General features: G+C 70.3%; 10 protein-coding genes. 7 read left to right on the top strand and 3 right to left on the bottom strand.

Translation table 11 applies throughout. From position 1 onward, the window contains the following. Window positions 1-22: 22 nt before the first annotated feature. Window positions 23-1,444 carry a DHA2 family efflux MFS transporter permease subunit gene (locus NVV99_RS11440; protein ID WP_041803511.1) on the bottom strand — a complete coding sequence of 474 codons (1,422 nt, stop codon included), beginning with the start codon at window positions 1,442-1,444 and terminating at the stop codon, window positions 23-25. Then, window positions 1,441-2,214: a DUF427 domain-containing protein gene (locus NVV99_RS11435; RefSeq protein ID WP_019290393.1), complete on the bottom strand. Its 774-nt coding sequence runs from the start codon at window positions 2,212-2,214 to the stop codon at window positions 1,441-1,443. The genes NVV99_RS11440 and NVV99_RS11435 overlap by 4 nt, the downstream gene beginning before the upstream one ends. Window positions 2,215-2,391: 177 nt before the next feature. On the opposite strand from NVV99_RS11435, the gene NVV99_RS11430 reads away from it, so the two are divergent. From NVV99_RS11430 to NVV99_RS11400, 7 genes are all read left to right on the top strand, one after another. Then, a complete protein-coding gene (locus NVV99_RS11430; RefSeq protein WP_024102620.1) occupies window positions 2,392-2,529 on the top strand; it encodes a hypothetical protein in 138 nt (45 codons plus the stop codon). Further along, entirely contained in the window at window positions 2,526-4,145 is a 1,620-nt protein-coding gene (gene crtI / locus NVV99_RS11425; RefSeq protein ID WP_024102621.1) for a phytoene desaturase family protein, read from the top strand. Before NVV99_RS11430 ends, crtI begins: the two co-directional genes overlap by 4 nt. Further along, window positions 4,138-5,106: a phytoene/squalene synthase family protein gene (locus tag NVV99_RS11420; RefSeq protein ID WP_024102622.1), complete on the top strand. Its 969-nt coding sequence runs from the start codon at window positions 4,138-4,140 to the stop codon at window positions 5,104-5,106. The genes crtI and NVV99_RS11420 overlap by 8 nt, the downstream gene beginning before the upstream one ends. A 52-nt stretch (window positions 5,107-5,158) precedes the next feature. Further along, entirely contained in the window at window positions 5,159-5,743 is a 585-nt protein-coding gene (gene idi, locus NVV99_RS11415) for an isopentenyl-diphosphate Delta-isomerase (RefSeq protein WP_024102623.1), read from the top strand. Between the two features lie 37 nt (window positions 5,744-5,780). Further along, window positions 5,781-6,533 carry an ABC transporter permease gene (locus tag NVV99_RS11410; RefSeq protein ID WP_024102624.1) on the top strand — a complete coding sequence of 251 codons (753 nt, stop codon included), beginning with the start codon at window positions 5,781-5,783 and terminating at the stop codon, window positions 6,531-6,533. Between the two features lie 72 nt (window positions 6,534-6,605). Further along, on the top strand, window positions 6,606-9,788 hold the full coding sequence (locus tag NVV99_RS11405; protein ID WP_024102625.1) for a carboxyl transferase domain-containing protein: 3,183 nt from the start codon (window positions 6,606-6,608) through the stop codon (window positions 9,786-9,788). A gap of 19 nt (window positions 9,789-9,807) precedes the next feature. Then, a complete protein-coding gene (locus NVV99_RS11400) occupies window positions 9,808-10,446 on the top strand; it encodes a UdgX family uracil-DNA binding protein (protein ID WP_024102626.1) in 639 nt (212 codons plus the stop codon). A gap of 4 nt (window positions 10,447-10,450) precedes the next feature. Here NVV99_RS11400 and NVV99_RS11395 read toward each other — a convergent pair whose 3' ends face one another. After that, on the bottom strand, window positions 10,451-11,389 hold the full coding sequence (locus NVV99_RS11395; protein WP_024102627.1) for a copper resistance D family protein: 939 nt from the start codon (window positions 11,387-11,389) through the stop codon (window positions 10,451-10,453). Window positions 11,390-11,394 lie beyond the last annotated feature (5 nt).

Genomic DNA, 11,394 nt, shown 5'->3' with positions numbered 1-11,394 from the left:
CCGTTGCGCCGATGACGGTTGCTCACGCACCCGTTGCGCTGGTGACGGTGGAACTCTCTCGGAAACGGGAGACCGCCACCAGTCCCACCAGGAGGAAGACCACCGGGAGCAACACCGCATTGCCCATCGCGGCACCGAACCCGAGCGTCCCCTCACCCATCTGCATCACCGCACCGAGGGCGGCCGCACCGAGTACCGCACCGACCTGCCGGGCGGTGTTGTACACACCCGATCCGGCGCCTACGAGGTCACCGGGCAGGTCGCGCAACGCGATCGTCGAGTTCGGGGCCCAGCACAACGAGTTCGCGAAACCGAGCAGCACGATCGGGATCAGGAGCCAGCCGACGGTGGCCTCGAGATGCATCGCCACACCGAACGACAGCATCGCCGCGATCATCGCGGAGAAACCGATCCGGGAGATCCGGCCCGGCGCAACCCGATCGGTGACCCGCCCGATCAAGGGCGCCATGATCACCGAGATCACGCCCATCGGTACCAGCATCAGACCTGCGACCTGCGCGGACAGTCCCTGACCCACCTGCAGGTAGAGCATGATCGGCAGGTTCACGGCGTAGACCGTGAAACCCAGCGTCGCCACGGCGGTCACCCCGAGGGTGAAGTTGCGGCGGGTGAACAACCCGAGCGGGGCCAGCGCCTCGGTGCCGCGGGCCGCCGCGGTCCGCTGCAGACGCACGAACACCCCGAACGCCACGATCCCGATACCGAGGACGACCCACACCCACACGGTCCAGCCGACATCGGGACCCTGCTGCAGGGAGAAGATCACGCCGGTGACCGCGACCAGCGAGACGACGGCGCTCAGCACGTCGATGCGACGCGCCCCGGTCGGCAGTTTCGGCACGTACCGCGCGACCATCACCAGAGAGATCAGGCCCAGTGGGATGTAGACGAAGAAGACCCACCGCCACCCACCGGTACCGACGAGCACCCCACCGAGGACGGGCCCGAACAGACCCGCCGAGCTGGCCACCGCGCTCCACACACCGGTGGCCGCACCGCGCCGGTCGTGCGCGAAGATCCGGTGGATGATGCTCAGCGGTTGCGGGTTGATCAGCGACCCGCCGAGCCCCTGCACCGCACGCAGCGCGATCAGCCACTCGATCGTCGGAGCCATCGAGCACGCGAAGGCCGCGGCCGTGAAGATCGCCATGCCCACCAGGTAGACGTTGCGCTGACCGAAACGGTCGCCGAGACGACCGGTGACCAGCAGCGGCACCGCGAAGGTCAGCAGATAGGCCGCCGACACCCACACCACCTGGTTGATGCTCGCGTCCAGATCCTCGCGGATACGCGGCAGCGACACCGCGACGAGCGATTGGTCGAGCAGGGTGATGAACAGACCCACGCACAGGGCCGCCAGTGCGCGCCAGGCCCGCGGCTCGGGGATCGGGGCAGCGCTGCGTCCCGCAGCCGACGCACTCACTCCTCGACCGTGATCTCCGCGGCGTCGTCGTAGAAGCACACGTATCCCTCGATGGGCTCCATGCCGGGGAACGGCTCGGGATACGACCATGCGACGTTCTCGGCAGGCGGTGTGCCGGAGAACGACCAGTACCGGGCGACGCCCTTGTAGGGGCAGCTCGTCCGCCACTCGGATTCCTCGAGCACCGAGAAGTCGACGTCCTCGGGAGGGAGGTAGTAGCGGGTCGGGAGGCCGGTCTCGAACACGAGTACGGGGTTGCGGGTCTCGGCGACCACGACGTCGCCGATGGTCACCCGCACGTGCCGGGAGCTGCGCAGGGCGTCGACGCGGTGATAGGGATCGCGTGGATGGGTGAACACTTCGGTCTCCTCCTCGAACCACCGTTCGCCCTCGTCGACGTCGTCGCCCGGCCCGGTCTCGCCCCACCGGAACCACTGGAAGACGAGACGGTCGTCGAGACCGTCGACGTCGAGCTGGCAGACCGGTGAATAGGCCCGATGGTCGCGGACGACGATGTCGTACCACTGCCAGACGTCCTGTCGGGAGCGGCTCGGTGACAGGGAGGCCGCGATCAGGTCGAGCCGGACGTCCTCGCGGGGGAAGGCATAGAACGGAACGGGCTTGCCGGGTGCCCACACCAGCACGGCCCGGGTGCTGTCGACCACCGTCCGGCCGAACCACTCACCTCTGATCCTGCGATCGACGGGTTCGTAGAGGTAGTCGTCGGTCTCCGACGGCCGTCGGAGTACAGCGGTCTTGCGGGCAGCCATACCTCGACCGTATCGCGCCCGTCCAGGGCCGGGACGAATCCGCAGACCCGACCCATCCGCTCGACGACGGGCTCCGAATACGGGGAGAGACGGCGTGAGGGCCGTCACCCGAACCGACCGACACGAACCACTACGCACGCCCACGCGGCTCAGGCGACGACCAGAGGAACACCGATCATGCCCAACTACGAAACCCGGCAGAACGAGAATCGGCACCCGCACCCGCACCCGTCCGTAGGTTTCCTCCAGCTGTTCATGGAAGCACGCACGCGCACGGAGCAGACGACCCCGCGCGCGCAGGGAGGCAAGGCGTGAGGTCCGTCGGCGGCTCCGTCGAGTCCGTCGTCGTGGTGGGTGCGGGCCTCGCGGGACTGTCCGCGGCGCTCCACCTCACCGGTGCCGGCAAGCGCGTCACCGTCCTCGAACGCGAGAACACGGTCGGTGGTCGCGTGGGTACGTACCCGGTGTTCGAGGACGGGCGGCATCTCTACGACATCGACAACGGCGCCAGTGTGCTGACGATGCCGAACCTCATCGCCGACGCGCTCGCGGCCGTCGGGGAATCCTTCGACTCGACCATCCCGGCGCTCGACCTCACCCCGCTCGCACCCGGCTACCACGCGCGCTTCGCCGACGGCACCGCCCTGAACGTGTACTCCGATCCGGACGAGATGACCGCCGAGATCGCGCGCGTGTGCGGTTCCGAGGAGGCCGGCGGATACCGGCGGCTGCGCCGCTGGCTCGCGTCGATCTTCGACGCCGAGTTCGACCGCTACATCGACTCCAACTTCGATTCGCCGCTCGACCTCGTGTCGACACCCGCGGCGCTGCGCGACACCGCCAACCTCATCCGGCTCGGCGGCTTCGGCCGGCTCGGATCGCGCGTCGGGTCGTTCATCCGGGACGACCGGCTCCGGCGAATCTTCACCTTCCAGGCCCTGTACGCGGGCACCGCACCGTCGACGGCCCTGGCGGTCTACGGCGCCATCGCCCACATGGACACCTCGCTCGGCGTCTACTTCCCGAGGGGCGGCATGTCCACCATCGCCGCCGCGATGGTCGATGCGCTCGTCCGCAACGGCGGCACCGTGCACACCGGGGTCGAGGTGTCGGAACTCCGCGTCGACGGCGGCCGCGCGAAGAGCGTGCGTTCCGCGGACGGCCGGGAGTTCGCCGCCGACGCCGTCGTCCTCACCGTGGACCTGCCCGTGGTCGACGACCTGCTGCTGCGCGCCGGGGTCCCGCCGCGCCGCCGCGCCCGCAACGCCACCGTCGCGTCGCCCTCGGCCGTCGTCTTCCACGGCACGGTGCCCACCGAGGTGACGCAGGCCTGGCCGGATTCCCACCACACCATCGATTTCGGTGAGGAGTGGGCGGAGACCTTCGCGCGGATCACCGCACCGCGCGGCCGCGGCCGGTTGATGGCCGATCCGTCCCTGCTCATCACGCGACCTGCCGTGACCGATCCGTCCCTGCGGGTCGTGCGCGGCGGTGTCGAGTGCGAACCGGTCTCGGTGCTGGCTCCGTGCCCGAATCTCGCTGCCGCACCCCTCGATTGGGACCGACTCGGCAGGCCGTACATGCGGGAGATCCAGCAGGTCCTCGAGCAGCGCGGCTATCGGGGACTCGCGAGTTCGATGCGAGTCGACCACATCGACACCCCGCAGACCTGGGCCGACAAGGGCATGCTCGACGGCAGCCCCTTCTCGGCGGCGCACCTGTTCCGGCAGACCGGGCCCTTCCGCCGCCCGAACCTCGTGCACGGCGTCGACAATGTCGTCCTCGCCGGGTCGGGTACCACGCCGGGTGTCGGCGTCCCGACCGTGCTCATCTCCGGACGTCTTGCCGCAGAACGTATCTCCGGTGGTGCGACTGCCGGGCCTACGACGATGTCGATTCCGATGGAAGCAGGTGCGGTTGCTCATGGGTGAACTCGACGGGATCGATCCCGATCTGCACGAGGCGTATCAGCTGTGCCGTGAGCTCAACCGGCGTCACGGCAAGACCTACTTCCTCGCGACCCGCATCTTCCCGGCGTCCAAACGGGCCGGGGTGCACGCCCTCTACGGTTTCGCGCGGATGGTCGACGACATCGTCGACGTGAAACCGGTCGACGCGGCACCGGTTCTCGACGCGCTCGAACGCCGTCTGTCCGACGCGCTCGGGGGCAGGCCGCCGACCTACGACGAATTCGGTCTCGTGCTGCGGGCCCTCGTCGACACCACGCAGCGGTACGACATCCCGCACGAGTACTACTACGCCTTCCTGCGGTCGATGCGGATGGACATCCCCGGCACCGAACTGTTCCGGTCGCGGTACCGCACGATGGACGAACTGTCGGAGTACATGTACGGCTCGGCCGCCGTCATCGGGCTGCAGATGCTGCCCATCCTCGGGATCGAGGGCGAACGCGAACGGGCCGAGGCTCCCGCCGCCGCACTCGGTGAGGCCTTCCAGCTCACCAACTTCATCCGCGACATGGGTGAGGACCTCGACCGCGACCGCATCTACCTGCCCACCGACATCCTCGCCGCCTTCGACGTGGACGAGGACCTGCTGTGGCACTGCCGCCGGACCGGGCAGCGCGACGTGCGGCTCGAACGCGCCCTCGCGCACCTGATCGCGCACACCCGCTCGATCTACCGTGTGGCCGAACCGGGCATCGACCTGCTCGACCCCACGGTGCGCCCCGCGATGCGGACCGCCTTCGTCCTCTACGGCGACATCCTGCGGGCGGTGGAAGAGAGCGGATACCGGGTACTCCACCAGCGCGCACGCGTGTCGCGGCGCCGGCGATTGTCGGTGGCGGCACCGCGGCTGGCCTCGGCCGGTTGGACCACGCTGCGTTCACGGTCGAGACTGGGGACGCCCACCGCGCCGCTCGGCCGGTGAGGCCCGCCCGGCCGAGCCGGCATTCGGACACGAATACAGAACAGGACATCACATGGAACAGGTCGTGCTGCTCGACGACGCAGGCCGCGCGGTCGGGATCGAGCCGAAGGCCACGGTGCACACCACCGACACCCCGCTGCACCTCGCCTTCTCGTCGTACGTCTTCGACCCCCGCGGCAACGTTCTGCTCACCCGGCGCGCCCTGGACAAGTCGACCTTCCCCGGTGTCCTGACGAACAGCTGCTGCGGTCATCCGGCGCCCGACGAGCCGCTCACCGAGGCCGTGCGCCGCCGGCTGCGTCAGGAACTCGGGCTCGACGTGCACGACATCGAGGTGGTCCTCCCGTCCTTCCGCTACCGCGCGGTGATGGACAACGGCATCGTGGAGAACGAGATCTGCCCGGTCTTCCGCGTGCTCTACGACGGGCCGGCGCCCACCCCCGAACCGTCGGAGGTGCACGACACCGAATGGGCCGACTGGACGGAGTTCTCCGAGGACGTCGTCGAGGGACGCCGTGAGGTGTCGGTGTGGTGCCGCGAGCAGGTGGAGCAGCTCCGCACGCTCGGCCCCGATCCGCTGCACTGGCCCGTGGCGTCCACCGCGGATCTGCCGCACGCCGCGCCCGAGCGACGATAGGGCCTCACCCGGCGACCGGGACGTTAACGTCGACCCTGTGATCGACCCGACCGTCCTGATCCCCACGATCATCGGCATCCTCGCCCTCGCCGTGATCTCGTCGGCGGTGCTGTGGGCGTTCCGGGTACCGCACCGATTCGCGCCCGTCGGTGCCATCGCCCGCGGCGCGGTGCAACTCGCGCTCATCAGCGTCGTGCTCTCCGGCGTCATCACCGACGCCCGGTGGGTCGCGGTGGTGCTCGTCGTGATGTTCACCGTCGCGTGGTGGACGGCCTGCCGACGCATCGGGAGCGAGGCCGTCGTGCGCGGGGTGACGGCCGCCGCGATGCTGACCGGCGTGCTCGTCTCGGCGGGTGTCGTCTTCGCGACCGGCGCGGTGGAGGCCACCCCGCGCTACGCGCTCGCGCTCGGCGGCATCATCATCGGCAACACCATGACGGTCGCGGCCCTCGCCGGTCGCCGCTTCCACGAAACCGTCGACGACCATTGGCCCGAGGTGGAGGGCTGGCTCGCACTCGGCGCGACGATGCGGCAGGCGACACTCTCACCCGCACGCTTCGCCGTGCACGCGGCGATGATCCCGTCGACCGACCAGACGAAGACGACCGGTCTGGTGACGCTGCCCGGGGCGTTCGTCGGCGCGATCTTCGGCGGGTTGTCGCCGGTGGAGGCCGGACGGTTCCAGGTGGTCGTGCTCGCCGCGATCATGGCGACGGCGTCGATCACGTCCGTGCTGATGGCGCTCGGTCTCGGTCGCGCCCTGCGCTACCGTCCCGTGGTCGTTGCGTGAGACGGCGGTCTGCGGTGCGGGTGCCGACCGGAGTAGGAGTTGATACAACCGCTGCCGAGGGAAGGATCGTCGATGTTGCTCGTAGCCAACCGGGGTGAGATCGCGTTGCGTGTCGTCCGCACGGCCGGGGACCTCGGACTCGACACCGTCGCCGTCCACGCCGCGGACGACGCCGACGCTCCGCACGTCCGCGCCGCCACGCGAGCCGAGGCCCTACCGGAGTCCGGTCCCTCGGCCTATCTCGACCCCGGGGCGATCATCGGGGTCGCCCGAGCGACCGGGTGCACGCTGGTGCATCCCGGTTACGGATTCCTCAGCGAGAACGCCGCCTTCGCGCAGGCCTGTGCGGACGCCGGACTCACCTTCGTCGGGCCGTCCCCGGAAGCACTGCGCGTCCTCGGCGACAAGCGGGCCGCCCGCTCGGTGGCGGAGGAACTCGGCATCCCGGTGACCGCTGCCGTCGAGACGACGGATCCGGAGTCCGTGCGGGCCTTCCTGCGCGACCGTCCGGGCGGGATCGTCGTCAAGGCACTGTCGGGTGGTGGGGGTCGCGGCATGCGCGTGGTCCGCGATGCCGCCGATCTCGACGAGGCGCTCCGGCTCGCCGCCGCCGAAGCACACGCCGCCTTCGACGACGACCGGCTGTACGCCGAGGTGCTCGTCGAGCGTGCCCGCCACGTCGAGGTGCAGGTCGTGGCCGCCGAGTCGGGGTCGGGTACCCGCGCGGTAGCGTTGGGCGACCGCGATTGCAGCGTGCAGCGCCGGCACCAGAAACTCGTGGAGATCGCACCCGCGCCCGACCTGCCCGACGCCCTGCGGGAGGCGCTGCACGGCGCAGCCGTCCGGCTGATCGGGCACGTCGGGTGCCACGGGCTGTCCACCGTCGAATTCCTCGTCCACGACGACGGTTTCGTGTTTCTCGAGGTCAACCCCCGGATCCAGGTGGAGCACACCGTCACCGAGGAGGTGACCGGCGTCGACCTCGTGGCGACCCAGATCGCGGTCGCTCGCGGGACGGGATTCGACGAACTCGGTCTCCCGAAAGGAATCACTTTCGACGGCAAGAAGATCGGCGGACGTCCTGCGGCGGCGCAGGGCATCGCGGTGCAGGTGCGCGTCAACGCCGAGACGCCGCGCGCCGACGGGATCGCCCTGCCCACAGCCGGGACGCTCACCGCGTTCACGCCACCCACCGGACCGGGCATCCGCGTCGACACCCACGGCCGGCCCGGCCTCGAGGTGACCGGGCGTTACGACTCGCTGCTCGCCAAGGTCGTCGCGTACGTGCGTTCCGGCGATCGCGTGGCCGTGCTGCGCAAGGCGTCGACGGCACTCGGCGAGTTCATCGTCGACGGTGTCGGCACCAACCGCGACCTCCTGCAGAAGATCCTGGACGACAAGGAGTTCCGGTCCGGCAATGTCCGCACTACGTGGCTGGGGGAGCGGCTCGCGGATTTCGTCGACACCGCCCCGACCGCACCGGTGGAGTACACGGATCTGCGCGCCGACGAACAGGCGGTGCACGCCGAGATGGTCGGCACGGTCGTGGAGATCGCTCGCGCGGGCGACACCGTTCCGGCCGGTGCGCCGCTCGCCGTGCTCGATGCGATGAAGATGCAGCACGAGATCCGGGCACCGGGCAGTGCCGTGGTCGAACGTGTGCTCGTCGAGCCGGGACGCACCGTCGAGCCGGGCACCGTGCTCGCGGTGGTCCGCGTGCTCGACACGGACACCGCGACGGACGACATCGCCGCGGCCGACCTCGACGCCGACCGTGCCGACCTCGACGAGATCCGCCGCAGGCACGAGGTCACCACCGATGCGGCGCGGCCCGAGATCGTGGCGAAGCGGCACGGGCGGGGCCGGCGCACGGCGCGCGAGAACATCGCCGACCTCGTCGATGACGGTAGCTTCGTCGAATACGGACCGCTCGTCCTCGCCGCCCAGCGCGGCCGCCGCAGCGAGGAGGACCTGATCGCGAACACCCCGGCGGACGGACTTGTCGGCGGCACCGCACGGATCGGCGGGGCCGAGGTGGTCGTGATGTCCTACGACTACACCGTCCTCGCAGGTACCCAGGGCCGCAACAACCACCGCAAGACCGATCGGCTGCTCGAACTCGCCGCCCGGCGGCGGGTGCCGCTCGTGCTGTTCGCCGAGGGTGGTGGCGGGCGACCCGGGGACGTCGACGCCGGTTCCGGTGCTGGCCTCGACCTGACCACCTTCCGCTCGATGGCGTCGCTGCGCGGACGCGTGCCCACCGTCGCGGTCGTCTCCGGCCGCTGCTTCGCGGGCAACGCCGCGCTCGCCGGGGTGTGCGACGTGCTCATCGCGACCCCCGACGCCAACATCGGCATGGGCGGCCCCGCGATGATCGAGGGCGGAGGACTCGGCGTGCACCGCCCCGAGGACATCGGGCCGATCGACGTGCAACGCCGCAACGGCGTCGTGCACGTCGCGGCGCGCGACGAGGCGCACGCCGTGGACGTCGCCCGGCGATATCTCGCGTACTTCACCGCGCCGCACGAGGACCGGCAGGCACCAGACCCGCGTCTCGCGCGACATGTGGTGCCGGAGAACCGTCTCCGCGCCTACGACGTGCGGTCGGCGATCGACGCGATCGCCGACCTAGGATCGGTGCTCGAACTGCGCCCGGACTACGGCGTCGGCATCGTCACCGCCCTGATGCGCGTCGAAGGCGCCTCCTACGGCGTGCTCGCCAACAGCAGCGCCCACCTCGGTGGGGCGATCGATGCCGAGGCCGCCGACAAGGCCGCGGACTTCCTGGAACTGTGCGAATCGCACCGGCTGCCCGTGGTAAGTCTGTGCGACACACCGGGATTCATGGTCGGACCGGAATCGGAGAAGGACGCCACCGTGCGCCGCTTCGGGCGCTTCTTCGTCGCCGGCGCACGCCTGACGGTCCCGTTCGGCATGATCATCCTCCGCAAGGGCTACGGCCTCGGCGCGATGGCGATGGCCGGCGGATCTTTCCACGCACCCGAATTCACCGTCGCGTGGCCGACGGGGGAGATCGGCGGAATGGGACTCGAAGGGGCCGTGCGTCTCGGATTCCGCAAGGAACTCGACGCCGCCGAGACACCCCGCGAGCGCGAGGAGTTGTTCGGCCGGCTCGTCGCCCTCGCCTACCAGCAGGGCAAGGCCCTGCAGGCGGCGACGAGCTTCGAACTCGACGACGTCATCGACCCCGCCGACAGCCGCGCCTGGATCGAGCGACTGGTGCAACCGCGGTGAAGCCGGGTATGCGACAGCCATGGTGACCTATCCCGGCGCACAGGATTACGTACCCGACAGCCGCGACCTCGCCGAACTCGCCGCCGCGTCCGCGGGATGCCGGGGATGCGATCTCTACAAGGCCGCCGAGCGGACGGTCTTCGGGGCAGGGGTGCGCGACGCACGCATGCTCTTCGTCGGCGAACAACCGGGCAACGAGGAGGACCTCGCGGGAGAACCGTTCGTCGGGCCCGCGGGGCACCTGTTCGACAAGGCCCTCGAACGCGCGGGCATCGATCGCGGGACGGTGTACGTGACCAACGCCGTCAAGCATTTCCGCTTCGACCGGTCCGCCAACGGCCGCAGACGCATCCACAAGAAACCGTCGGGTGGGCAGGTCGCGGCGTGCCGGCCGTGGCTCGAGGCCGAACTCGACGCCGTCCGCCCCGACGTGGTGGTGTGCCTCGGAGCCACGGCCGCGCAGTCGCTGCTCGGTAAGGACTTCAAGCTCACACAGCACCGCGGGGAGGTCCTGCACCTGCCCGAGGAGCTGTGCGGGTCGTGCGATCCGGCGGTGGTCGTCACCGTGCACCCGTCGGCGGTGTTGCGGGCGAAATCGCAGCGCGACGACATGTTCCGCTCGTTCGTGCAGGACCTGGAACGAGCGGCCACGTTGTGACGGCTCAGCCGGTGGTCGCCAATCCGGCCGCGAGCCCGAGCGCCACCGACATCGCGCACACCTCGAGGACGGCGTTGCGCAGCGACTCCTCCTCCGGGAGACGGTGGGACGCGGCAGCGGGGAGCCAGTTGCTCCGCCAGTTCCACGCGAGCCCCAGCAGGGCGCACAGCACGATCGCCTTCGCGAGCACGACGCGTCCGTAGCCGGTGCCCAGCAGCGCGGAGACCGAGCCGAGCCGTACCGCCGCGTCGACCACGCCCGTGATCACCAACGCCACCACGCACCGCAGGGCCAGCTGCGAGTAGCGCGGCAGCAGTTCCGCCCACGCTCCGCGGCCCCGCACGGTGACGGCCAGCGCCACGAGCACCCCGAACCACACCGCGGCCGCGAGCACATGCACGGCGTTGAACAGCGACCCCAGCGGTTGCTGCGCCATGTGGCCGGTGACTGGCCGGGCGATCAACGCGAGCGCCGCGGCGACGAGCACCGGCAGGGTGGACCACGCCGCCGACCGGCGGTACGCCACAGCGGCGACGACGACGATCGCGGCGATGCACACCCATGCCGCCGCATCCACGCGTCCCGTGGTGGTGCCGACGAACTGCCCGAACCGCCCCACGTCCAGGTCCGCGGCGGGAACATCCGCCGCGGTGGACGCGGCCCAGGCGAGGTCGATGCTCGCGAGCACGAGCCAGACACCGCCGAGCGTGGCGATCGTCCGCCACAGCGTGTCGGAGGAAACCGCGGGACGGCGTTGCCGCTGCACCATCACGGCCAGGACCGCGAGTCCGAGCACGGTCGAGCCGACACACAGCCCGATCGCCCGCACCGAACTCGAGGGGGCGGGCAGGGCGAGGGAACCGGCCACGGCGATGCCCGCGACGGTTCCGAAGGCAACGCCGGCAGCGGCCACGACGAGCCACTGCCGGCGTTCCGGGATCATGCGGG

Source organism: Rhodococcus sp. PAE-6 (genome assembly GCF_025290685.1).
GTDB lineage: Bacteria > Actinomycetota > Actinomycetes > Mycobacteriales > Mycobacteriaceae > Rhodococcus > Rhodococcus pyridinivorans.
The sequence above is the reverse complement of the archived record's forward strand: the minus strand, read 5'-3'. Positions and strand labels throughout refer to the sequence as shown.

What these genes read in the sequence shown, in the direction of transcription:
- NVV99_RS11435 (WP_019290393.1), bottom strand. Translation starts at nt 2,214, where the DNA reads ATGGCTGCCCGCAAGACCGCTGTACTCCGACGGCCGTCGGAGACCGAC.
- NVV99_RS11430 (WP_024102620.1), top strand. Translation starts at nt 2,392, where the DNA reads ATGCCCAACTACGAAACCCGGCAGAACGAGAATCGGCACCCGCACCCG.
- NVV99_RS11420 (WP_024102622.1), top strand. Translation starts at nt 4,138, where the DNA reads ATGGGTGAACTCGACGGGATCGATCCCGATCTGCACGAGGCGTATCAG.
- idi (WP_024102623.1), top strand. Translation starts at nt 5,159, where the DNA reads ATGGAACAGGTCGTGCTGCTCGACGACGCAGGCCGCGCGGTCGGGATC.
- NVV99_RS11405 (WP_024102625.1), top strand. Translation starts at nt 6,606, where the DNA reads ATGTTGCTCGTAGCCAACCGGGGTGAGATCGCGTTGCGTGTCGTCCGC.
- NVV99_RS11400 (WP_024102626.1), top strand. Translation starts at nt 9,808, where the DNA reads ATGGTGACCTATCCCGGCGCACAGGATTACGTACCCGACAGCCGCGAC.
- NVV99_RS11395 (WP_024102627.1), bottom strand. Translation starts at nt 11,389, where the DNA reads ATGATCCCGGAACGCCGGCAGTGGCTCGTCGTGGCCGCTGCCGGCGTT.